Source organism: Bradyrhizobium sp. HKCCYLRH3099, assembly GCF_051167855.1.
In the GTDB taxonomy this organism is placed as follows: domain Bacteria; phylum Pseudomonadota; class Alphaproteobacteria; order Rhizobiales; family Xanthobacteraceae; genus Bradyrhizobium.
In genome coordinates this window covers 627508-648718 of the sequence record NZ_JBNPTW010000001.1, presented here as the reverse complement: position 1 = coordinate 648718, position 21211 = coordinate 627508, and the positions used below count along the sequence as shown (strand labels likewise).

22 protein-coding genes are annotated in these 21211 nt (G+C 65.8%); 11 read left to right on the top strand and 11 right to left on the bottom strand.

Going from position 1 to position 21211, the window contains the following annotated elements; translation table 11 throughout:
• The first annotated feature begins 174 nt into the window (after window positions 1-174).
• The gene (locus ACQR1Y_RS03110; protein WP_434875462.1) at window positions 175-1506 is read left to right on the top strand and encodes a dicarboxylate/amino acid:cation symporter; all 1332 of its coding nucleotides are present in this window, start codon (window positions 175-177) and stop codon (window positions 1504-1506) included.
• 118 nt (window positions 1507-1624) lie between these two features.
• On the opposite strand, the gene ACQR1Y_RS03105 is transcribed toward ACQR1Y_RS03110, so the two are convergent.
• From ACQR1Y_RS03105 to rpe, 3 genes are read right to left on the bottom strand one after another with little or no spacing between them, the layout of a single operon-like run.
• A complete protein-coding gene (locus tag ACQR1Y_RS03105; protein ID WP_434875616.1) occupies window positions 1625-2455 on the bottom strand; it encodes a bifunctional allantoicase/(S)-ureidoglycine aminohydrolase in 831 nt (276 codons plus the stop codon).
• Window positions 2456-2500: 45 nt separating this feature from the next.
• Window positions 2501-2986, bottom strand: a complete 486-nt coding sequence (locus ACQR1Y_RS03100; RefSeq protein ID WP_434875463.1) for an ureidoglycolate lyase — start codon at window positions 2984-2986, stop codon at window positions 2501-2503.
• Window positions 2987-2992: 6 nt separating this feature from the next.
• Complete coding sequence (gene rpe / locus ACQR1Y_RS03095) at window positions 2993-3694, bottom strand: ribulose-phosphate 3-epimerase (protein WP_009028548.1); 702 nt, start codon at window positions 3692-3694, stop codon at window positions 2993-2995.
• Between the two features lie 226 nt (window positions 3695-3920).
• Here rpe and ACQR1Y_RS03090 point away from each other — a divergent pair, with 226 nt between their 5' ends.
• Window positions 3921-4682 carry an EF-hand domain-containing protein gene (locus ACQR1Y_RS03090; protein ID WP_434875464.1) on the top strand — a complete coding sequence of 254 codons (762 nt, stop codon included), beginning with the start codon at window positions 3921-3923 and terminating at the stop codon, window positions 4680-4682.
• Between the two features lie 2 nt (window positions 4683-4684).
• Here ACQR1Y_RS03090 and ACQR1Y_RS03085 read toward each other — a convergent pair whose 3' ends face one another.
• Together ACQR1Y_RS03085 and ACQR1Y_RS03080 are read right to left on the bottom strand one after the other, a co-directional pair.
• On the bottom strand, window positions 4685-5683 hold the full coding sequence (locus ACQR1Y_RS03085) for a P1 family peptidase (RefSeq protein ID WP_434858504.1): 999 nt from the start codon (window positions 5681-5683) through the stop codon (window positions 4685-4687).
• Window positions 5684-5740: 57 nt separating this feature from the next.
• A complete protein-coding gene (locus ACQR1Y_RS03080) occupies window positions 5741-8515 on the bottom strand; it encodes a PAS domain S-box protein (protein ID WP_434875465.1) in 2775 nt (924 codons plus the stop codon).
• Between the two features lie 234 nt (window positions 8516-8749).
• On the opposite strand from ACQR1Y_RS03080, the gene ACQR1Y_RS03075 reads away from it, so the two are divergent.
• Window positions 8750-9154 carry a response regulator gene (locus ACQR1Y_RS03075; RefSeq protein WP_434875466.1) on the top strand — a complete coding sequence of 135 codons (405 nt, stop codon included), beginning with the start codon at window positions 8750-8752 and terminating at the stop codon, window positions 9152-9154.
• A gap of 129 nt (window positions 9155-9283) precedes the next feature.
• Here ACQR1Y_RS03075 and ACQR1Y_RS03070 read toward each other — a convergent pair whose 3' ends face one another.
• The 5 genes from ACQR1Y_RS03070 to ACQR1Y_RS03050 all read right to left on the bottom strand — a co-directional run bounded on the left by ACQR1Y_RS03070 (window position 9284) and on the right by ACQR1Y_RS03050 (window position 14392).
• Window positions 9284-10402 (bottom strand): branched-chain amino acid ABC transporter substrate-binding protein, encoded by a 1119-nt coding sequence (locus ACQR1Y_RS03070; RefSeq protein WP_434858507.1) that lies wholly within the window; start codon window positions 10400-10402, stop codon window positions 9284-9286.
• Between the two features lie 160 nt (window positions 10403-10562).
• Complete coding sequence (locus tag ACQR1Y_RS03065) at window positions 10563-11294, bottom strand: ABC transporter ATP-binding protein (protein WP_434858508.1); 732 nt, start codon at window positions 11292-11294, stop codon at window positions 10563-10565.
• Complete coding sequence (locus ACQR1Y_RS03060) at window positions 11291-12124, bottom strand: ABC transporter ATP-binding protein (protein ID WP_434858509.1); 834 nt, start codon at window positions 12122-12124, stop codon at window positions 11291-11293. Before ACQR1Y_RS03060 ends, ACQR1Y_RS03065 begins: the two co-directional genes overlap by 4 nt.
• Window positions 12121-13461, bottom strand: coding sequence for a high-affinity branched-chain amino acid ABC transporter permease LivM (gene livM / locus ACQR1Y_RS03055; protein WP_434858510.1), 1341 nt, complete (start codon window positions 13459-13461; stop codon window positions 12121-12123). Before livM ends, ACQR1Y_RS03060 begins: the two co-directional genes overlap by 4 nt.
• Before the next feature lie 13 nt (window positions 13462-13474).
• Window positions 13475-14392 carry an ABC transporter permease subunit gene (locus ACQR1Y_RS03050; protein WP_434858511.1) on the bottom strand — a complete coding sequence of 306 codons (918 nt, stop codon included), beginning with the start codon at window positions 14390-14392 and terminating at the stop codon, window positions 13475-13477.
• A gap of 311 nt (window positions 14393-14703) precedes the next feature.
• Here ACQR1Y_RS03050 and ACQR1Y_RS03045 point away from each other — a divergent pair, with 311 nt between their 5' ends.
• Together ACQR1Y_RS03045 and ACQR1Y_RS03040 are read left to right on the top strand one after the other, a co-directional pair.
• On the top strand, window positions 14704-14853 hold the full coding sequence (locus ACQR1Y_RS03045) for a hypothetical protein (RefSeq protein WP_434875467.1): 150 nt from the start codon (window positions 14704-14706) through the stop codon (window positions 14851-14853).
• 168 nt (window positions 14854-15021) lie between these two features.
• The gene (locus tag ACQR1Y_RS03040) at window positions 15022-15567 is read left to right on the top strand and encodes a hypothetical protein (RefSeq protein ID WP_434875468.1); all 546 of its coding nucleotides are present in this window, start codon (window positions 15022-15024) and stop codon (window positions 15565-15567) included.
• A 10-nt stretch (window positions 15568-15577) separates the two neighbouring features.
• Here the strand turns inward: ACQR1Y_RS03040 and pcaD are convergent, their stop codons facing one another.
• Window positions 15578-16360, bottom strand: a complete 783-nt coding sequence (gene pcaD, locus ACQR1Y_RS03035) for a 3-oxoadipate enol-lactonase (RefSeq protein ID WP_434875469.1) — start codon at window positions 16358-16360, stop codon at window positions 15578-15580.
• Between the two features lie 232 nt (window positions 16361-16592).
• On the opposite strand from pcaD, the gene ACQR1Y_RS03030 reads away from it, so the two are divergent.
• From ACQR1Y_RS03030 to ACQR1Y_RS03005, 6 genes are all read left to right on the top strand, one after another.
• Window positions 16593-17039, top strand: a complete 447-nt coding sequence (locus ACQR1Y_RS03030) for an SRPBCC family protein (protein WP_006612358.1) — start codon at window positions 16593-16595, stop codon at window positions 17037-17039.
• Between the two features lie 131 nt (window positions 17040-17170).
• Window positions 17171-17656, top strand: coding sequence for a (2Fe-2S)-binding protein (locus ACQR1Y_RS03025; RefSeq protein WP_006612357.1), 486 nt, complete (start codon window positions 17171-17173; stop codon window positions 17654-17656).
• A gap of 46 nt (window positions 17657-17702) precedes the next feature.
• Window positions 17703-18560: an FAD binding domain-containing protein gene (locus ACQR1Y_RS03020; protein ID WP_434858515.1), complete on the top strand. Its 858-nt coding sequence runs from the start codon at window positions 17703-17705 to the stop codon at window positions 18558-18560.
• A gap of 22 nt (window positions 18561-18582) precedes the next feature.
• Window positions 18583-19491 (top strand): AAA family ATPase, encoded by a 909-nt coding sequence (locus ACQR1Y_RS03015; RefSeq protein WP_434858516.1) that lies wholly within the window; start codon window positions 18583-18585, stop codon window positions 19489-19491.
• Between the two features lie 168 nt (window positions 19492-19659).
• A complete protein-coding gene (locus ACQR1Y_RS03010; protein ID WP_434875470.1) occupies window positions 19660-20865 on the top strand; it encodes a vWA domain-containing protein in 1206 nt (401 codons plus the stop codon).
• Between the two features lie 20 nt (window positions 20866-20885).
• Window positions 20886-21209 (top strand): XdhC family protein, encoded by a 324-nt coding sequence (locus ACQR1Y_RS03005; RefSeq protein WP_434858518.1) that lies wholly within the window; start codon window positions 20886-20888, stop codon window positions 21207-21209.
• Window positions 21210-21211: the final 2 nt, after the last annotated feature.

Sequence of the window (21211 nt, the reverse complement as noted above, 5' to 3'; positions counted from 1 at the left end):
CAAGCGGCGCGAGCACGACAACTCATTCCTTCACCTTTCAACCATGACCGTCGAAGCATCATCAGCCGCCTCAAATTCGGGCGCAGCTGCGATTGCCTTTCAAAAACTCTCCCGCCACAGTGACAATGTGACGCGCGTGGGCGCGCAGTTTCTGTTTGACCAGGGGGACGTGCGATGGCGGCGACGGATGTGAGCATGGCGGGGACGGCGTCGCCGAAGGGCAGCCTGTTCGGCTCGTTGTTTGTCCAGCTCGTGGCCGCGCTGGTGCTCGGCATCCTGATCGGCGTCTTCGCACCCGATACCGCCCAGGGCCTCAAGTTCTTTAGCGACGCCTTCCTCCGCCTGATCGCGATGGTTGTGGCGCCGATCGTGTTCTGCGTCGTCGTGCACGGCATCGCCAGCGCTGGCGATCTCAAGAAGGTCGGCCGGGTCGGCGTCAAGTCGCTGGTCTATTTCGAGGGCATGACGACGATCGCGCTGGCCTTCGGCCTGGTGCTGGCGCTGCTGTTCGGCCCCGGCCACGGCATGAACATCGACGTCTCCAAGCTCGATGCCAAGCAGCTCGCGAGCTTTGCCGACAATGCCCACAAGCTCCAGGGCGGCGGTTTCGGCGGCTTCATCCTCAACATCATCCCGCCGACCGCGTTCGATGCCTTCGCCCGCAATGACGTGCTGCAGGTGCTGTTCTTTGCGGTGATCTTCGGCATCAGCCTGGCCCTGGTCGACGAGCCCGGCAAGCCGGTGGTCAACCTGATCGACGCGGTCGCCAAGGTGCTGTTCAAAGCCATGGGCTTGATCGTCCGCGTGGCGCCGCTCAGCGTGCTCGGTGCGATCGGTTTCACCGTCGGCAAATACGGTATCGGCTCGCTCAAGCAGCTGCTCGCGCTGGTCGTGCTGTTCTACGTCTCGGTGGCGCTGTTCGTCCTCATCGCGCTCGGCCTCGTGATGCGGCTCGCCGGTCTCAGCCTGTTCAAGTTCCTGCGCTACCTGAAGGAGGAGCTGCTGATCGTGCTGGCCACGGCATCATCCGACTCCGTGCTGCCGCAGATCATGCGCAAGCTCGAGGCGATGGGCGTCAAGCAGGAGGTCGTCGGCCTGGTCATCCCGACCGGCTATTCGTTCAACCTCGATGCCTTCTCGATCTATCTGACGCTCGCGGTCGTGTTCATCGCGCAGGCGACCAACACGCCGCTGTCGGTCAGCGATCTGCTGCTGGTGCTCGGCGTGTCCCTGGTGACGTCGAAGGGTGCGCACGGCGTGCCGGGCTCGGCGATCGTCATCCTCGCCGCAACGCTCGGCGCGGTGCCCGCGATCCCCGCGATCGGCCTGGTGCTGGTGCTGTCGGTCGACTGGTTCGTCGGCATCGCCCGCGCCGTCGGCAATCTGATCGGCAACTGCGTCGCCACCGTCGTCGTCGCCGCCTGGGAGAACGATCTCGACCACGCCAAGGCGAAGGCGGTGCTCGATCGCGGCACCGCGGAGGAGGTGGAGTATCAGGGGGCGTGAGTGCGGCAACACACGGTGGTCACCCAGTAGCCCGGATGAGCGCAGCGACATCCGGGGTCTCACGCGCTGCTACGTTGAGCTCGCATGTCGCTGCGCTCATGCGGGCTACAGCATCCGTTCACCGGAACGGCCGCAGCTTCATGTGCCGGTTGGAGTCCTTGTACAGCAGATATCGGAATCGGCCGGGGCCGCCAGCGTAGCAGGCCTGCGGGCAGAAGGCGCGCAGCCACATGAAGTCGCCGGCCTCGACCTCGACCCAGTCGCGGTTGAGCTTGTAGACGGCCTTGCCCTCGAGCACGTAGAGGCCGTGCTCCATGACATGCGTCTCCAGGAACGGGATCACCGCGCCGGGCTCGAAGGTCACGATGTTGACGTGCATGTCGTGGCGGACATCGAGCGGATCGACGAAGCGCGTGGTGGCCCAGCGGCCGTCGGTGCCGGGCATGCCGACCGGTGCGATCTCCGCTTCATTGGTCACGAAGGGCTCCGGCGCGGCGATGCCGGGGACGGCCTCATAGGCCTTGCGGATCCAGTGGAAGGTCGCGGGCGCCGCGCTGTCGTTCGTCAGCGTCCATTTGCAGGAGGGCGGCAGGAAGGCGTAGCCGCCCTTCGCGAGGCGATGCGTGGTGCCGGCGATGGTCAGCGCGATCTCACCGCCGACGACGAACAGAACGCCCTCGGCCTCTGGATCAGGCTCCGGCTGGGTGCTGCCGCCGCCGGGCGCGACCTCGACGATGTATTGCGAGAATGTCTCCGAGAAGCCGGAGAGGGGACGCGCGATCACCCAGGTCCGCGTCTTGTCCCAGAACGGCAGCGGCGAGGTGACGATGTCGCGCATCACGCCCTTGGGGATGACGGCATAGGCCTCGGTGAACACGGCGCGCCCCGTCAGCAGGTCGGTCTGCGGCGGGTGGCCGCCCTGCGGCACGAAGTAGTTCGGCTTGTCCATCATCGTCTCTCCTGCGCGCGGATCAGCGAATTCGCGCGACACCAGTCAGGGAATGCTCAGGAACAGCGGCTGGTCGAGCCACAGTTCCTCGAGATTGTCGGGGCTCATGCGATCGACCACCATGAAGCGCGAGGCGTCGTCGAACACCAGCAGCGGATGGTGCCAGACATTGCGGGCGTAGTTCACGCCCTGGCGGCCGGTGGCGGTGAAGGCCCGGTAGCTCGTGGCATCGCGCGGATCGGCGCAGACGAGCACAAGCCAGGGCCGGTCCTGCAGCGGCATGAACAGCTGGGTGCCGAGCGGATGCCGCTCCATCAGCTTGATCTCGATCGGCAGCGGCCGCGGCTTGGCCTCGAACAGGCTGATGTTCACCGGCACGCCGCCCGCCGTGATGTCGATCGCGGCGAGCGCGTTGCAGCGGCGGGCAAAGCCCTGGTTGATCTCGATCGGCTCGGCGCCGTCGGTCTCGACGACGTCGCCGAAGGGAGCAAACGCCGCCTTGGTCAGCGGCTGCGGCGTGAGCGTGCGCATTGCTCCTCAGATCGCTTCGCCGCGCGCGGACGCCGCGGCGTCGCGGATCGCGGCGATGTTGCTGCGATAGGCCTCCGTCGTGCCGCCCTTGAACACGGCGGAGCCGGCGACGAAAGCGTTGGCGCCGGCGGCCGCGAGCGCGCCGGCATTGTCGCGGCCGACGCCGCCGTCGACCTCGATATCGATCGGGCGGCCCGCGGTCATCGCGCGCAGATCCTGCACCTTGCCGATCGCCGAGGAGATGAACGCCTGGCCGCCGAAGCCGGGGTTGACCGACATGATCAGCACGAGGTCGACGAGGTCGAGCACATATTCGATGACGTTGAGCGGCGTCGACGGATTGAGCGACACGCCAGCCTTCTTGCCGAGCGCGCGGATCGCCTGCAGCGAGCGATGCAGATGCGGGCCGGCCTCGGCATGCACTGTGATGTGGTCGCAGCCGGCCTTGGCGAACGCCTCCAGGTAGGGATCGCACGGCGTGATCATCAGATGCGCGTCGAAGATCTTGGTCGTGTGCGGGCGCAGCGCCTTGATGACATCAGGGCCGTAGGAAATGTTCGGCACAAAATGACCATCCATCACGTCGAGATGGATCCAGTCGGCGCCGGCGGCATCCACCGCGCGCACCTCTTCGCCGAGCTTGGAGAAATCCGACGCCAGGATGGACGGCGCAATGACGAGCGGACGCGGCGTGAAGGACTGGGTCATGGGCATCTGTTCCAGGGCGTACGGGGATGTCGCCGTATCATGCAGGGCGGGCTGCGGCAACGCGAGCGGGAAAAATCTGCCGGGTGCGGCACGATGTGCCGGGTTCAAGCCACCGTAACATCGCGAAATATCCGGACATATCAGCGGTTTGCCGCTGGCATGGGGATTGCGAGAGCCGTGGGGAGATGTTCTGCCGCCTCGCGGGCGGTCTTGCGGGAGTTTCGCCATGTGGTTTGCACTTGGGGCCGCCTCGTCGGTCCTGGACAGCCTGCAGTCGATCGGCTCGACGAAGTCGGGGTCCGGCAAGTCGGGCGGCGGTCTGTTCAGCCTCGACAGCAAGGGAGCGGGCAGCTCCGGCAATTTCAGCCCGTGGTCGAGCTCGGGCAGCAGCAGCTCGGGGCAGATCGCACCGGAGACGATGAACGCGCTGCTGGCGGCGCAGAGCCAGTCGGGCGCATCGGCGGGTGCGAGCTCCTCGACCAATCCGTTGCAGGATCTGTTCTCGCAGATCGACGGCGATGGCAATGGACAGATCAGCAAGTCCGAATTCGAGAATGCGCTTGGCGCCGGCGGCAGCAACGTCGCGAATGCCGACAAGGTGTTCGGCAAGCTCGACACCAACAACGACGGCAGTGTCAGCATGGACGAGCTGTCCTCGGCGCTGCAGGGCGCCAAGGGCCGACGCGGCCATCACCATCAGCAGGCGGGTGCGGGTCAGGCGGGCAGCTCGGGGAACTTGTCGAGCGCGGGCGCCGATGCGCTGATGCAGGCGCTGTCGGGCGCGTCGAGCTCGTCGTCCACCAACAGCGATGGCTCAACGACGACCATCATCACTTACGCCGACGGCTCCAAGATGACGCTGATCGCGCCGGCGGCCACCACGGCCTCCAATACGGCTGCCGCGTCCTACAACGACATGATCGAGAAGCTGATGCAGAATCAGCCCAAGCTGCGGCCCGCCACATCGACGACGGCGGTGAGCGTGTAAGCTCAGCCGCCGAAGCGGTCCTGCCAGCATGGCAGGGCGCCTGCGAATGGCAGCCGCTTCGCATGATAGACGCCGCGCGCGATCGCGCGGGCCAGCACGTTCGCCGCCACCATGCCGAGCTCGCTCAGTTCGACCAGCGGCTCGACGGGCTTGGCGCAGGTCGCCGCGGCGAACACGATGTCGCCGTCGAGCGGCAGGTGCACCGGATAGATCGCGCGCGCCATGCCGGTCTGGGCGATCATCGCCAGACGCTTCGCCTGCGCCTTGGTCAGGATGGCGTCGGTCACGACCAGGGTAATCGTGGTGTTCTCGGAGGCCGACGGGGCAGGGCCACCCTTGATGCGCATCGCCAGCATGTCCGGCGTGAAGCTGGCGGGCAGGCCGCGGCCGCCGAACTCGCCGTTCGCTTCGTAAGGCGCAGCCCAGAACCATGGGCCGTCGCCGACGGTCACGCTGCCTACCGCGTTCACGACCGCGATGGCCGCAACCTTGATGCCGCGGCTGGTCACGGCAGACGCCGATCCGAGACCGCCCTGCAGATTGGCCGTGGTGGCGCCGAGCCCGGCGCCGACGCTCCCCAGCGCAAACGTCGTGTCGGCCGCGGCCGCGGCGGCATAGCCGAGCTCGCGATACGGCGCGTAGCGGCCCCATTGCTTGTTGCCGCCGTTGAGCAAGTCGAACACGATGGCGCCTGGCACGATCGGAATCAGCGCGTCGCGCACGGCGAAGCCGCGGCCTTGCTCGGCGAGCCACGCCTGAATGCCGCTGGCGGCCTCCAGCCCGAATGCCGAGCCGCCGGACAGCGCGATCGCATCCACCCTCTCGACCGTATTGGCGGGGTCGAGCAGCGCGTCCTCACGCACCCCGGGGCCGCCGCCGCGGATGTCGATCGCCGCGACGGCCGGCTGATCGAACAGGATCGCGGTCACGCCGGAGGCGAGCGACGCATCGTCGGCGTGGCCGACGCGAACGCCTGCGATGTCGGTGAGAAGATTCTGCACGGTCGCCCTCGGCTGCGGGTGATGAGGGCCGATGGATACCCCAGCCGCTCGGGCCGCTCAACGATCGAGCGCGATGCGGATCATCCGGGCAAGTTCCTGCTTGCGGTAGGGCTTGGCCAGCAGCAGCACGTTGGCGTCGAGACGGCCATGGTGCACGATCGCATTTTCCGTATAGCCGGACGTAAACAATGTCTTCAGCGACGGCCGGCGCGCGCGGGCGGCATCCGCGAGCTGGCGGCCGTTCATGCTGCCCGGCATGATCACGTCGGTGAACAGCAGGTCGATCTCGGGATGACGCTCCAGCACGTCGAGCGCTTCGGCCGCATTGGCGGCCGCAAGGGTCGTATAGCCAAGAGCCGCGACCTGGGCGAGCACGTGCTGGCGCACCAGCGGGTCGTCCTCGACGATCAGGATCGTCTCGTCGCCACCGCGCAAATCCGTGACCTGTTGTCCTGCCTCCGCCACGGGCGCCGAGGTGGAGCGGGGCAGATAGAGCTTGATCGAGGTGCCATGGCCGACCTCGCTATAGATCTTGATGTGGCCGCCGGACTGCTTGACGAACCCGAACACCATGCTGAGGCCAAGGCCCGTACCCTTGCCGATGCCCTTGGTCGAGAAGAAGGGGTCGAACACCTTTTCGAGATAAGCGGGCGGAATACCGCAGCCGGTATCGCTGACGGCGAGCATCACGTAGTCGCCGACGGCGACCTCGTTGTTGGCATTGGCGTAGTCCTCGTCGAGCACGACATTCGCGGTCTCGAAGGTCAGCTTGCCGCCTTCCGGCATCGCATCGCGGGCATTCAGCGCCAGGTTGACGATGGCGGTGGCGAGCTGGTTGGGATCTGCCAGCGCCGTACACGGATCGGTGCTGAGGATGCGCACGATCTCGATCTGCGCCCCGAGCGTGGGTCGCAACAGCGCCGCGGTCTCGTCCATCAAGGCGTTGACGTCGAGATCGACCGGTTGCAGCGGCTGCTTGCGCGCGAAGGCGAGCAGTTGCCGCGTGAGCTCGGCGCCACGGTCGGCGGAATCATCGATCAGCTTGGCGACCGATGCGAGTTCCGGGCGATCGGACACAGCATCGGCGATGATGCCGATGCTTCCCGTGATCACGGTGAGGATGTTGTTGAAGTCGTGGGCGACGCCGCCGGTGAGCTGGCCGACCGCCTCCATCTTCTGCGCCTGACGGATTTGCGCCTCGGCGGCGCGCTTCTCGGTAAGGTCGCGGCCGATGAAGAAGTGACGCTGCACCGGTTCCGACCAGCTTGCCATCCAGTTCAGGACGACGCCGCGCCCCTCCTTGTGCAGCAGCTGCGCCTCGAAATCGCGAACGTCCTGGCCGCGGCGGCAGAGCCGCATCTGCGTGCGAACGACCTCGAGCTCGGGCGGATAGACGAAGTCGCTGGCGTTGCGGCCGACCATCTCCTCGGGCTCATAGCCCAGGATGGAGCGCGCGCTGGGGCTGACCTGCATCAGCTGACCATAGGAATTGGCGATCAGGATCAGGTCCTGCGACGTCTCGAAAATGCGGCGGCGCTCCTCGGTTTCCCGGGTCAGGGCCGTGCGGGTCCGCTTGGCTTCGGTGATGTCGCGCGCGACCTTGGAGGCGCCGATCACGGCGCCGCGCGCATCCAGGATCGGAGACACGCTGAGCGACACTTCGATCTGATGGCCGTCCTTATGGCGGCGTACCGTTTCGTGGTGTTCGATCTTCTCGCCGCCGCCGATCCGTTCCAGGATGCGATCGACCTCGCTGCGCCGGTCCGGCGGCACGATCAGGCCGATGTCGTTGCCGAGGGCCTCGTCGGAGGCATAGCCGAACAGCTGCTCGGCGGCACGGTTCCAGGAGGTGATCTTGCCGTGCAGGGTCAGCGTGATGATGGCGTCGTTGGAGGATTCCACCACGGCGCTGAACAGACGCTCGCGTGCGATGAATCGCGCACGCTCGCTTTCGCTCTGCCGGCGCTGCCGCTGCAGGAGACGCGTCAGCTTCGCCTGCAGCCCGACATTGTCAGCGAGCAGCACGCCGAGCACGAAGCTCGCGGCCAGCAGGCCGTAGAAGCGGCCCGCATAGTAGCCGAGATCGAAGCGGGATGCGTTGAGCAGCGAGGACAGCGACAGATCGAACAGCCAGGCGCACAGCACGACCATGACCCAGAGGTCGAGAATGCTGTGCGGCCGGCGCGAGGCGAGCACCACCAGGGCAACCGTTGTCACGCACCAGATCGCGCCCACCGCAACCTTCAGTTCCAGCGTGGCGGTTCCACCTGTCAGCAACTGCGGCAGCGCTGCGTCGAAGGTGATGACGCCCCAGGTCAGAGCTCCGAGCGCGAGGGCCACGCCGCCGACGGCCACCGAGAGCGACGTCGCCAGCGAACGAACGGGCGTGAACTGGCGGCGGTCGTGCAGCGCATAGACCAGCACGAAGAGCGGAAATCCGCCGTGCCAGATCATGTAGATCCATACCGCTGTCTGCGAACCGGCTCCGAGCAGTCCGGTCGGCGAATACAGACCCGGAAAGACCAGCGTGTGCAGCAATGCCGCGGGCGCGGTGAACAGGTAGCCGGAGGCCAGCCACAGCAGCGACCGCGAGCGCATGAGGACAAACTGGGAGAACAGCAGAAATGCGGTGATGGCGTCGTTGAGGGCCAGCGCGGATTGATAGCTCGCGATGAACGCTGGGATCGCCGTCAGCTGCAGCTTGGCAAAGGGGGCGGCGACGGCAAACAGCACCCCGGACATGGCAACCGCGACGAGCGCCGCGAGTTGGTCTCGGCGCGTGGCAAGGGAGGTCGACAGAAGGACGTCGCGGTGATCCTCGTTGCTTGGCATCTCCAGGGTCCTGCGCAGCCGGCGTCAAGCGCGAGATCACTGCTGCGACTGATGCGCGAAAATGGCGGAAAGTCTAATTAAGGTTGTGTGGTGCCGGATCGAAACGTTATGTAGAATGAGTCGAGAGTTGGAGTAACTGCACCTTTACCGCGACTGAGATAAATATACCCATAGTTGTACCTGATTTCTTTTTATGTTGTAGGCTGTCCAACAGAAAAATTTCTGGAGAAGTTGATGCCACGAATTCTTGTGGTCGACGATCAGAAGGACGTGCGGACCATGATCAGCATGGTGCTGCGCGTCAATCAGTTCGAGGTGGTCGAGGCGGGAACCGCCACGGCCGGACTCCAGTTGTTCCGTGAGCAGGCTTTCGACGCCGTGATCGTCGACATCTATCTCGACGATACCAACGGACTCGATCTCGTCAGCAGCATGCGCGCGCTGGTTCCCGATTTGCCGGTGGTGGCGGTGTCCGGGATGAGTGCCTTCGACGGTGCGTCGATGTCGGAGGAACTGACACGTGTGGTGTATCTGCAGAAGCCGTTCCGTCCCGCCCAGCTGACGCGGGCGGTCGAAATGGCCCGCTCGGCGGTCGCCGGCAAGAGCGAAGCAGTCTCGCTCTCGGCCTGCGCCGGCTGAGCCGGTCCGCGCATGCCCTGAACGACGCGGCACGGCTGCGCAGTCGGGAAGGTGACTCAACAAAACGCCCCGGTCTTCGACCGGGGCGTTCGTGTTTTCGGTATTACAGAGATCGAGACCGGACGCCGATCAGGAGCCCTTGCCTCCGAGCTCGGCGTAGGCGCCCTTGGCGTCCCACTTGTAGACGACGTAGTCGATCTGCTTGATGTCGCCCTTGGCGTCGAAGCCGAGCTTGCCGAGCACCGTGTCCCACTCGCCGGCCTTGATGGTGTCCATCACCTTCTTGGCGTCGGTGGTGTTGGCCTTCTTCACCGCCTGCGACCAGACCTGGATCGCGGCGTAGGTGTAGAGGGTGTAGCCCTCGGGATCGATGTTCTTGGCCTTGAACTTCTCGACGATCGCCTTCGCGGTCGGCTTGTTGCGCGGCTCGGGGCCGAACGTGAAGAGGGTGCCCTCGGCGGCCGGGCCGGTGATCGAGGCGAACTCCTTGTCGTTCATGGCGTCGCCCGCCATCAGGATGGTCTTGAGGCCCTGGTCGCGCATCTGGCGCAGGATCAGGCCGGCTTCCTGATGATAGCCGCCGACATAGACGAGGTCGATGTTCTCACGCTTGAGGCGCGACACGATCGCGTTGAAGTCCTTGTCGCCCTTGTTGTACGACTCGAACATCTTCTCGGTGACGCCGGCCTTGTTGAGCGCCTTCTTGGTCTCGTCGGCAAGACCCTTGCCGTAGGTGGTCTTGTCGTTGAGGATCGCGATGTTCTTGCCCTTGAAGTTCTTCGCGATGTAGTTCGCGGCGACCAGGCCCTGCTGATCGTCGCGGCCGCAGACGCGCGCCACGTTCCACAGCTTGCGCTCGGTGAACAGCGGGTTGGTCGAGGCCGGGGTGATCTGCAGGACGTTGCTGTCGGCATAGGCCTCGGAGGCCGGGATCGACGACGACGAGCAGAAATGGCCGGCGACGAACGGAATGCCCGAACCGGCGAGCTTCTCGGCGACCGAGCGGGCCTGCTTCGGATCGCAGGCGTCGTCACCCACCTGCAGCGCGAGCTTCTTGCCGAGCACGCCGCCTGCGGCATTGAGGTCGGCGACCGCCATCTCGGCGCCGTTCTGCATCTGGCGGCCGAAGGCCGACTCGCCGCCGGTCATCGGGCCGGCCACGGCGATGGTGATGTCTTCGGCGAAGGCCGCGGTCGAGAGCGCAAGCGAGGCGCCCAGAGCCAGACCAATGAGTTTGAGTGGTTTCATGAGAAATCCTCACAGGGGGTAGGTCGACATGGAAATGGCCCGAACGGTGGGCCGCAGACCGCGCGCATTGTGGCTGATTTTCCGCCGAAGTCACCGCAAAATTTCGGGGAGACCGACGAAGGGCTAAGGCCATTTCGGCCGGGATTTTCGACCCCGGCCTTCAGTGGCGGCCGCCCTCCAGATAGGCCGCGCGGATCTCGGGGCGCTGCAGCAGCTCGGAGCCGGTACCCGACAGGGTGATCATGCCGTTGACCAGCACGTAGCCGCGATGGGCGAGCTTGAGCGCGTGATTGGCGTTCTGCTCGACGATCAAGACGGTCAGTCCGTCCTGGCGGTTGAGCGTCCGGATCGCGTCAAAAATCTGTCGCGCGATCAGCGGGGCGAGCCCGAGCGAGGGCTCGTCGAGCAGCAGCAGCCGCGGCCGGCTCATCAGCGCGCGGCCGATCGCCAGCATCTGCTGCTCGCCGCCGGACAGCGTGCCGCCGCGCTGCTCGAAGCGTTCCTTCAGCCGCGGAAACAGCGCGAACACACGCTCCAGCGTATCGGCGCGCTGCGCCTCAGTGGTGTCGCCGGCGTCTGCGCCCATTTGCAGATTTTCCGCAACGCTCATGCGCGGGAAGATGCGGCGGCCTTCCGGCGACTGCGCGATCTTGAGCCGAGCGATCAGGTGCGTCGGGACCTGGGTGATGTCATGGCCGTCATAGACGATATGGCCGGAGCTCGCCCGCGGGCGGCCGAAGATCGACATCATCAGCGTCGACTTGCCGGCGCCGTTGGCACCGATCAGGGCGACGATTTCGCCAGCCTTGATGTCAAGGTCGACGCCCTTCAGCGCTTCGATCTTGCCATAGGACGCGCGCAAATTCTGGATCTGGAGGAGGGACGCGCTCACGCCTCGGCCTCCATCACCGCTGCGGCCTCTTCCTCATCGGTGCCGAGATAGGCGGCGATCACCTTGGGATCGTCGCGGATCTCGCGCGGCGTGCCCTCCGCGATCTTGACGCCGTAGTCCATCACTACGACGCGGTCGGAGATTTCCATGACGACGCTCATGTCATGCTCGATCAGGAGGATCGAGGTGGCGTGGTCGCTGCGGATCGACAGCAGGAGCTCGCTCAACGCCGCGCTTTCTCGCGCGTTGAGGCCCGCGGCCGGCTCGTCGAGGCAGAGCAGGGCGGGGCCGGTGCACATCGCGCGCGCGATCTCGAGGCGGCGCTGATCGCCATAGGCGAGGTTGCCGGCGGCGTCGTCGGCGCGGTCGATCAGGCCGACGCGCTTCAGCCAGAACACGGCATTGTCGATCGCGCTCTGCTCGGCCGCGCGCCAGGAGGGGACGCCGAGCAAGCCGAGCAGGGTCAGGCCGGACGCCTTCATCAAGGCGTTGTGCTGGGCGACCATCAGGTTCTCCAGCGCCGTCATGCCGGGAAACAGCCGGATGTTCTGGAAGGTGCGCGCCACCTTGGCCTGCTTGGAGATGTTGAAGTCCTTCAGCTTCTGCATCTCGAATTGCGTGCCGTCGTCATGTGTCAGGCGGATCACGCCCGAGGTCGGTTTGTAGAAGCCGGTGATGCAGTTGAACACTGTGGTCTTGCCGGCGCCGTTGGGGCCGATCAGTGCCGTGATCTGCTGGCGCTGCGCGGTGAACGACAGCGCGTTGACGGCGACGATGCCGCCGAAGCGCATGGTGAGGTTCTCGAGCGTGAGAATGGGAGCTGAGCTCATCCGTGGCCTTCCTTGACGAGGTCCGAGGAGATGCTCTTCGATTTTTCCAGGAACACGGTGGGCGCGCGATGGCCGACGATGCCGCGCGGCCGCCAGATCATGATCAGCACCATGGCGAGGCCGAACACCAGCATGCGGTAGACCTCAAGGCTGCGGAACAGCTCGAAGCCGCCGATCATGGCGAGCGCGGCCAGCGCGACGCCGAGCTGCGAGCCCATGCCGCCGAGCACGACGATGGCGAGCACCAGCGCCGATTCCTGGAAGGTGAACGACTCCGGGCTGATGAAGCCCTGGCGGGTGGCGAAGAAGGCGCCGGCGAAGCCGCCGAACATGGCGCCGGTGGCGAACGCCGTCAGCTTGGTCGTCGTGATGTTGATGCCGAGCGCGCGGCAGGCGACCTCGTCCTCGCGCAGCGCTTCCCAGGCACGACCAATCGGCAGCCGGCGCAGCCGGATCGTGACCCAGTTGGTGAGCAGCGCCAGCGCCAGGATCAGATAGAACAGGAACACGATGCGATGGGTCGGCGAGAACGGGATGCCGAGCATCGCAGCAAGCCCGCCCTCACCGGGAGCGAGCGGAATGCCGAACAGGGTCGGACGCGGAATGCCGGAGATGCCGTTGGGGCCGCCGGTGACGTCCTGCCAGTTGATCAGCACCAGGCGGATGATCTCGCCGAACGCCAGCGTAACGATGGCGAGATAATCGCCGCGCAGCCGCAGCACGGGGAAGCCGAGCAGCACGCCCCAGAACGCGGCGAGGATGCCGGCGAGCGGCAGGCAGATCCAGAACGACAGGCCGAAAGTGGTCGAGAGCAGCCCGTAGGAATAGGCGCCGACCGCGTAGAAGGCGACATAGCCGAGGTCGAGCAGGCCGGCGAGGCCGACCACGACGTTGAGACCCCAGCCGAGCATCACATAGGTCAGGACGAGGATGCCGAGGTCGAGAATGTAGCGCTGATTGTAGAAGATCACCGGCACGAGGAAGGTGAAGATCAACAGCGCCGGCGCGAGATAGCGGGCAGCGACCGACATGCCGCTCTGCACTGACGACGGCACGAAGCTGCCGAGACCGCCGCGCGGGCCGAGCCACATTCTCAGCAGCTCGACAACGATCGAGCCGACGAACACCGCGCCGACGAGGCTCGCGAGCTCGCCGAACCGGGTCCAATATTCCAGCTGGCCGCTCTGGCCGGCCTCGGTGCGGACGCCGACCATCAGCGAGAACAGGCCGAGCGCGACCAGCGCGCTGAGGACCGCTTTCTTGAGGATGAAGGCGGCTCCGACGGGCTCGGAGCCATTCGACGGGACAGGCGAAGATGATGGAAGAGACGCGCTCACACGGGCTCCGTCGTCAGACTTTTTCGACTTCGGGACGGCCGAGGAGGCCGGTCGGCATGAAGATCAGCACCACGATCAGGATCGAGAACGCCGCGACGTCCTTGTACTCGACCGAGAAATAGGCCGACCAGAACGTCTCGATCAGGCCGATCGCAAGACCGCCGAGCATCGCGCCGGGCAGTGAGCCGATGCCGCCGAGCACGGCCGCAGTGAACGCCTTGATGCCGGCGACGAAGCCCATGAAGAAATCGACCAGGCCGTAATACAGCAGGTACATCATGCCGGCGACGGCGGCGAGCGCGGCGCCGATCACGAACGTCATGGAGATGGTGCGGTCGACATCGACGCCCAGCAGCGCCGCCATTGTCTGGTCCTGCTCGCAGGCGCGCATGTCGCGGCCGAGCCGGGTGCGCGACACCAGCCACGTGAACAGCGCGAGCAACACGATCGTGGTGATCACCACGACGATCTGGATGTTGGAGAGCTGCACGACGAAGCCGCTGTCACCCTCGTGCAGCGTGTAGCCGCCGGTGATGATCGGCGGCACCGGCTTGACGCGCGCGCCCTGCGAGACCTGAGAGAAGTTGGTCAGCACGAACGACATGCCGATCGCCGACAGCATCGGCGCCAGGCGGAAGGAGTGGCGCAGCGGCCGATAGGCGATGCGCTCGATGGTCCAGCCATACAGCGCGGTGATCGCCATCGACACCAGCAGCACGATCAGCAGGATGACGGGAACCGCGGTCAGGCCGATCGACACCAGCACCAGGAACGAGATCAGCGCGATGAAGCCGCCGATCATGAAGACGTCGCCATGGGCGAAGTTAATCATGCCGACGATGCCGTAGACCATGGTGTAGCCGATGGCGATCAGGCCGTAGATCGAGCCGAGCACGAGGCCGTTGATGAGCTGCTGCGCGAAATAATCCATGAACTGCCGTTTTGAGACTGTCGATACTCGTTCGCAACGCGGCGGGGACCTCGCGGGCGGGTGTTGGTATTCCTCCACACCCGCGGCCGCAGACAACGCGTCCTGGAGTACTAACAGCTAGGAACCGTCTGCCGCAACAGCGTGCAGTGCCACAATTGCGGGCTTATCCCGCCTGCTTTGATGGCTGGTTCCGCGGCCATGATTTCGCCCGATGCCCGAGTGGCGCCTGATGCCGGCAAAACGCAGCGAGAGGCAACGCGAACCACGGTTCCCGCATTGGTTGTCATTGCAGCGTCACCGAGGAGACCCTCATGAGCAGCCTGACGGACAAGAACCAGGGCCACCAGAACCCCGGCCAGAATCAGCAGGGGCAGACCAGCGGCAAGCCGATCAGCCAGGACCAGGGGCAGGGGGCCCAGCGTCCACAGGAAAAGCCGCCAGGCCAGGATCGTGGCGGCTGAAGGCCGTTGCCGCTGGGGACCCGCAAGCGGTCCTTACCGCCTTTGGCCCTCCCCCTGGGCGCCCGTTAAGGTAAACAAAGGGTTTAAATTGCCCGCTGCATTTGCCGCGCGTTAGCTCGTCTGGAACTCGCCATGCCGGCGGGGGACGGGACGCAGAGGCGGGCGAGCATGATCAGGAACATTGTGATCAGGAACTGGCGGCTGAGCTGCGTCAATGGCGTGCTGCTGGCGCTGTATTTCGTCCCGGTCTGGACGACTGTGGCCTTCCAGATCATGGTGTCGCCGATCCAGGGGCTGTTCGCGCGGCCAAATATCGCCGTGGCGCTGTTCATCAGCGACCATTTGCATCTGTCCGCGATCGACACGGTCCGCGCCGCCTGGCTGCTCGCCCTGGCGCGACTGACGGTCGCAGGTTTCTTCGCGATGTTCCTGGTGCTGATACTCGTGCCGCGGGTGCGAAAGGTCGCGGGCTATGTCGAGTCGCTATCGATCGGGCTTGGTCTCGGCAGCATCCTGGCGTTCACCAGCATGATCCTGGCGTCCCAGGTCGGGGAGACCCAGGCACTGCGTCTGCATGCCACGGAGCTGCTGATGCTGTTGGGGACCGCGATCGTCATGCTCGTGGAGAAGCCGGCGACGCCGGCTCATTCGTCCGACGAGGCGTGTGCCATGCCGGCGCTGGACGTCGAGCGCGCGGCGCAGCCCAGCAGCTAATTTCCTTTGATCAGCGCTGGGTCAGGAAGCCCAGCACGGCGTCGTTGAACGGGCCGGCCGCCTCGACATTCGAGATGTGCGCGGCGTCGACGATGGTCATGCTGGCGCCGGGAATACGGCTGCGAATCGCTTCCGCCATGTTGATGGGCGTCGATTTGTCGTAGCGGCCGGCCACGACCAAAGTCGGGCTCTTGATGCCAGGGAGATCCTCGCGCAGGTCGAGCGCGCGCAGCGCCGCGCAGCTGGAGAGATAGCCCTCGACCGGCGTGGCGAGCAGCATGGCCTTCATCCGGTCGGCAACCTCGGGATTGCGCTCGCGGAACTCCTGCGTCAGCCAGCCGGCAATCACCGTGTCGGCGATTCCGGAGAGACCCCCCTCCGTGACGGCCTTGATTCGCGCGTCCCAGATCGCCGGATCGGGGTAGTAGCAGGTGGTATTCGCGAGCACGACCTTGCCGAGACGCTCGGGGGCGTGCGCGGCAAGCCACTGGCCGACCATGCCGCCCATCGACACCCCGCACCAGTGCACCTTGTCGATGTTCAGATCGTCCAGAATCGCGAGCGCATCGCGGCCGAAGCGCTCGATGGAGTAGGGCCCGGGGGCGACCGTCGACTTGCCATGGCCGCGCCGGTCATAGCGGATGACGCGAAAGACCTGCGTGAAGGCACGCATCTGCGGCTCCCACATCTGCAGGGTCGAGCCCAGTGAGTTCGACAGCATCAGGGTCGGCCCGCCGTCGCGGCCCTCGACGGTGACGTTCAACAGACAACCGTCGGCATCGATCATCGGCATGGGCGCAATCCTTGTCGCAGGCGGCGGTCAACGCCGGAGGAATCGTGCAGATTTGATGGCGAACTAACCATTGCGGGCGCCGTCTGCCAATCAAAACCCGCCGGCCGGGAGACCCGGAATGCTGCGGTGCTCCCGCGTTTCTGCAACGCTTGACGGCGCTGCTTGCCCTTCCTTTTGGGCGTTCGGTGCTTTACTTGAATGCCTCTAACCGCGCCAATCCGGGGGAATGCTCATGGCAATGACGATGACGGGCGAGGTCCAGCTGGCGGCTCCGCGTGAGGCCGTCTGGGCCAAGCTGAACGATCCTGAGGTGCTCAAGGCCTGCATCCCCGGCTGCGAGGAGCTGGAGAAGACCGAGGATGGCGGCTTCCGCGCCGTCGCCAAGATGAAGGTCGGGCCGGTGTCCGCGCGCTTCAAGGGCAAGGTCACCTTGAGCGATCTCGATCCGCCGAACGGCTACAAGATCTCCGGCGAGGGCGAGGGCGGCGTGGCCGGATTCGCCAAGGGCGGCGCGGTCGTCGGGCTGGCGGAAAAGGATGGCGGCACGCTGCTGAGCTACAATGTCGACGCGCAGATCGGCGGCAAGCTGGCGCAGCTCGGCCAGCGCCTGATCAACGGCGCGGCCAAGAAGCTCGCCGATGAATTCTTCGCGAACTTCGCCAAGGCCGTTCAAGGCTGACCGCAACCGACCCATGCGCTGTCCGGGGCGAGGTTGCCCGTCGCGGAGAGCGTCAATATGATGGTTTTCGACCGATTTTTGCTGGGCTGCGCTGCAGTGCAACGCTGTGCGCGGAATATAGAGAGTCCTGAATGGCCAAGATTTCCATGATTGTGAACGGTAATCCCGTCACGGCGAACGTCGACCCGCGGACGCTGCTGGTGCAGTTCCTGCGCGAGAATCTGCGCCTCACCGGCACCCATGTCGGCTGCGACACCTCGCAGTGCGGCGCCTGCGTCGTGCATCTCGACGGCAAGGCGGTGAAGTCCTGCACGACGCTCGCGGTGATGGCCGACGGTCACGAGGTCCGCACCATCGAAGGTCTCGCCGCAGACGGCGCGCCGCTGCATCCGATGCAGGAGGCCTTCCGCGAGCACCATGGTCTGCAGTGCGGCTTCTGCACGCCGGGCATGATCATGACCGCGGTCGATCTCGTCCACCGCAAGGGCCACGAGCTCAGCGAGGAGACGATTCGCGAGGAGCTCGAAGGCAATCTCTGCCGCTGCACGGGCTATCAGAACATCGTGCAATCCATTGCTGCCGGCGCCAAGGCGATGGCCAAATCGGACCTCGCCTAACAGCCGGACCCCGCCTCAGCCGCCCGCCGCGACAGGACATTTCCCCATGTACGAATTCAAATATCACCGGCCGGCCACCGTGCGCCAGGCCGCGAATCTCCTCACCAAGAACGAGGACGCCAAGCTGGTCGCCGGCGGTCACACGCTGGTGCCCGTCATGAAGCAGCGGCTCGCCAGCCCGCCGCATCTCGTCGACCTTTCGCATGTCGAAGGTCTGGACACGATCGAGGTCAAGGGCCGCAACCTCGTGATCGGCGCGATGGCGCGCCATGCTGACGTCGCGAACTCCGCCACGGTCGGCGAGGCGATTCCGGCGCTCGCGCATCTGGCCAGCCTGATCGGCGACCCCGCCGTGCGTCATCGCGGCACGATCGGCGGCTCCATCGCTAACAACGATCCGACCGCCGACTATCCGGCAGCGTGCCTCGCGCTTGGCGCGACCATCGTCACCAACAAGCGCAAGCTGAAGGCCGAGGAGTTCTTCCAGGGCCTGTTCACGACCGCACTGGAGCCGGACGAGATCATCACCAAGGTGAGCTTCCCGCTGGCGAAGAAGGCCGCTTACGTCAAATTCCGCAACCAGGCCTCGCGCTACGCGCTGGTCGGCGTGTTCGTCGCGCGCCGTCCGTCGGACGTCCGCGTCGCCGTCACCGGCGCTGGCGGCAACGGCGTGTTTCGCGTCACCGCCTTCGAGGAAGCGTTGCAGAAGCGCTTTTCGCCGAAGGTGCTGGAAGGCATCCCGGTGTCGGCCGAGGGGCTCAACAGCGACATCCACGGCAGCGCCGAATATCGCGCCCACCTGATCGGCGTGCTCGCGCGCCGCGCGGTCGATGCCGCCAATGCCGAGGCCAAGGCCTCGACGGCGTCGGACGGAGCCGCCGAGCCCGAAGCTCCGGCGTCGTGACGTCGAAGGAAGCGGTCTCGCCATGAGTGCTCCGGCTCTGCCAGCATCGGTCGATGCGATGCTCGAATTGTTGTCGTCGCGCGGCTATCTGGCCGAGCGATCGCTGGCGACGGTGACCTATCTGTCGCTGCGCATGGGCCGGCCGCTGTTTCTCGAAGGCGAGGCCGGCGTCGGCAAGACCGAGATCGCGAAGGTTCTGTCGGCGGCGCTCGGCCGCAAGCTGATCCGCCTGCAATGCTACGAGGGTCTCGACGTCGCGTCCGCCGTCTATGAGTGGAATTCGGCGGCGCAGATGATCGCGATCCGGCTGGCGGAAGCCGGCGGCGACGTCGACCGCGACCAGTTGTCATCGGACATCTTCGCCGACCGTTACCTGATCAAGCGCCCGCTGCTGCAGGCGCTGGAGCCCGATGTCGCCGGCGCCCCGGTGCTGCTGATCGACGAGCTCGACCGCGCCGACGAGGCCTTCGAGGCCTATCTGCTCGAAATCCTCTCCGACTTCCAGGTCACGATCCCCGAGTTCGGCACCGTCAAGGCGCCGCATCCGCCGATCGTCATCATTACCTCGAACCGCACCCGCGAGATCCACGACGCGCTGAAGCGGCGCTGTCTGTATCACTGGGTCGACTATCCCTCCGCCGAGCGCGAGCTCGCGATCGTCAAGACGCGGCTGCCCGGCATCTCGCAGCGGCTGTCGCAGCAGATCGTGCGTTTCGTGCAGGCCCTGCGCGACCAGGATTTCTACAAGTCGCCGGGCGTGGCCGAGACACTGGACTGGGCCACCGCGCTGACCGAGCTCGATGCGCGCTCGCTCAATGCCGAGGTGGTCGGCGATACGCTGGGCGCGCTGCTGAAGTATCAGGACGACATCGCCCGCATGCAGGGCGACGCGTTGAACAAGGTGATCAAGGACGCGACCAGCGAGACGTAGGTCCCGCTGGTGCCTCAAACAACGGTCGTCATTCCGGGATGCGTGCGCAGCACGCAGGCCCGGAATCCATAACCACGATCGTGAGTATGGATTCCGGGCTCGCCCTTCGGGCGCCCCGGAATGACGGCCTCAAGTTGAGGCGCGTCTGGACTTCGAGGGGATCAGGCCATGCCCACCAGCATCAATCACCTCGCGCCGCCGACCGGCGGCATCGCCGATAGCATTGCGGGCTTTGCGCGCGCGCTGCGGGCCGCTGGTCTGCCCGTCGGACCGGGCGCCGTCATCGACGCCATGACCGCGCTCGAAGTCATCGACATCGGCAAGCGGCCGGACGTCTTCACCACGCTGGAATCGATCTTCGTCAAGCGTCACGAGCACGCGCTGATCTTCGCCCAGGCCTTCGACCTGTTCTTCCGCCCCGCCGAGGAATGGAAGTCGATGCTCGATTCGGTGCCGCTGCCGGATCATGCCAAGAAGAAGCCGCCGCCGGCCTCGCGCCGCGTCCAGGAGGCGATGTCGCAGCCGCAGATGCATGAGGAGCCGAAGGCGCAGGAGCAGGATCTGCGCCTCTCGGTGTCCGACCGCGAGGTGCTGCAGAAGAAGGACTTTGCGCAGATGAGCGCGGCGGAGATCGCCGAGGTCGCGCGCGCCATCGCCAAGATGCGGCTGCCGCAGGCCGAGCTGAAGACCCGCCGCCACACCACAGATCCGCGCGGCCACCGCATCGACATGCGCAAGACCCTGCGCCAGGCGCTGCGCACCGAGGGCGAGATCATCAACTTCCATCGTCTCGGGCGAATCGAGAAGCCGGCGCCGATCGTGGCGCTGCTCGACATTTCCGGCTCGATGAGCGAGTACACGCGGCTGTTCCTGCATTTCCTGCATGCCATCACCGACGCGCGCAAGCGCGTCTCGGTGTTCCTGTTCGGCACGCGTCTGACCAATGTCACGCGCGCGTTGCGGCAGCGCGATCCCGACGAGGCGCTGGCGAGCTGCTCGGCCAATGTCGAGGACTGGGCCGGTGGCACCCGGATCGCGACCTCGCTGGAGACCTTCAACAAGCAATGGGCGCGGCGCGTGCTCGGGCAGGGCGCCATCGTGCTCCTGATCTCGGACGGACTGGAGCGCGAGGCCGACAGCAAGCTCGCCTTCGAGATGGACCGGCTGCACCGCTCCTGCCGCCGGCTGATCTGGCTGAACCCGCTGTTGCGCTATTCCGGCTTCGAGGCCAAGGCGCAGGGCATCAAAACCATGCTGCCTCACGTTGACGAATTCCGCCCCGTACATAACTTGACGTCGATCGAGACCCTGATCTCGGCGCTGTCGGCGCCGCTGCCGCCGCATCAGCGTAGCGCCATCCGGCCTGCCGCCTGATCAGTCCAAAGGAGATCACCATGCTCAACCGGGACGAAGACATCCTCAAGGCCGCCGAGGACTGGCACAAGGGCGGACACGGCGTGGCGCTCGCCACCGTGGTCGAGACCTGGGGCTCGGCGCCGCGCCCGGTCGGCTCCAATCTCGTGATCAATGACGATGGCACCTTCCTCGGCTCGGTGTCCGGCGGCTGCGTCGAGGGCGCCGTCGTCACCGAGGCGCTGGACGTGATCTCCAGCGGCCAGCCGAAGATGCTGGAGTTCGGCGTCGCCGACGAGACCGCCTGGAATGTCGGGCTGTCCTGCGGCGGCACCATCCGCGTGTTCGTCGAGAAGGTGGGCTGATC

Bases quoted from the DNA above. Each gene is read 5' to 3' on its own strand.
- ACQR1Y_RS03100 (WP_434875463.1), bottom strand. From the start codon at position 2,986: ATGCGCACGCTCACGCCGCAGCCGCTGACCAAGGCGGCGTTTGCTCCC.
- ACQR1Y_RS03105 (WP_434875616.1), bottom strand. From the start codon at position 2,455: ATGGACAAGCCGAACTACTTCGTGCCGCAGGGCGGCCACCCGCCGCAG.
- ACQR1Y_RS03075 (WP_434875466.1), top strand. From the start codon at position 8,750: ATGCCACGAATTCTTGTGGTCGACGATCAGAAGGACGTGCGGACCATG.
- ACQR1Y_RS03070 (WP_434858507.1), bottom strand. From the start codon at position 10,402: ATGAAACCACTCAAACTCATTGGTCTGGCTCTGGGCGCCTCGCTTGCG.
- ACQR1Y_RS03080 (WP_434875465.1), bottom strand. From the start codon at position 8,515: ATGCCAAGCAACGAGGATCACCGCGACGTCCTTCTGTCGACCTCCCTT.
- ACQR1Y_RS03010 (WP_434875470.1), top strand. From the start codon at position 19,660: ATGCCCACCAGCATCAATCACCTCGCGCCGCCGACCGGCGGCATCGCC.
- ACQR1Y_RS03005 (WP_434858518.1), top strand. From the start codon at position 20,886: ATGCTCAACCGGGACGAAGACATCCTCAAGGCCGCCGAGGACTGGCAC.
- ACQR1Y_RS03045 (WP_434875467.1), top strand. From the start codon at position 14,704: ATGAGCAGCCTGACGGACAAGAACCAGGGCCACCAGAACCCCGGCCAG.
- pcaD (WP_434875469.1), bottom strand. From the start codon at position 16,360: ATGCCGATGATCGATGCCGACGGTTGTCTGTTGAACGTCACCGTCGAG.
- ACQR1Y_RS03050 (WP_434858511.1), bottom strand. From the start codon at position 14,392: ATGGATTATTTCGCGCAGCAGCTCATCAACGGCCTCGTGCTCGGCTCG.
- ACQR1Y_RS03040 (WP_434875468.1), top strand. From the start codon at position 15,022: ATGATCAGGAACATTGTGATCAGGAACTGGCGGCTGAGCTGCGTCAAT.
- ACQR1Y_RS03110 (WP_434875462.1), top strand. From the start codon at position 175: ATGGCGGCGACGGATGTGAGCATGGCGGGGACGGCGTCGCCGAAGGGC.
- ACQR1Y_RS03020 (WP_434858515.1), top strand. From the start codon at position 17,703: ATGTACGAATTCAAATATCACCGGCCGGCCACCGTGCGCCAGGCCGCG.
- ACQR1Y_RS03060 (WP_434858509.1), bottom strand. From the start codon at position 12,124: ATGAGCTCAGCTCCCATTCTCACGCTCGAGAACCTCACCATGCGCTTC.
- ACQR1Y_RS03090 (WP_434875464.1), top strand. From the start codon at position 3,921: ATGTGGTTTGCACTTGGGGCCGCCTCGTCGGTCCTGGACAGCCTGCAG.
- ACQR1Y_RS03030 (WP_006612358.1), top strand. From the start codon at position 16,593: ATGGCAATGACGATGACGGGCGAGGTCCAGCTGGCGGCTCCGCGTGAG.
- ACQR1Y_RS03015 (WP_434858516.1), top strand. From the start codon at position 18,583: ATGAGTGCTCCGGCTCTGCCAGCATCGGTCGATGCGATGCTCGAATTG.
- ACQR1Y_RS03025 (WP_006612357.1), top strand. From the start codon at position 17,171: ATGGCCAAGATTTCCATGATTGTGAACGGTAATCCCGTCACGGCGAAC.
- rpe (WP_009028548.1), bottom strand. From the start codon at position 3,694: ATGACCCAGTCCTTCACGCCGCGTCCGCTCGTCATTGCGCCGTCCATC.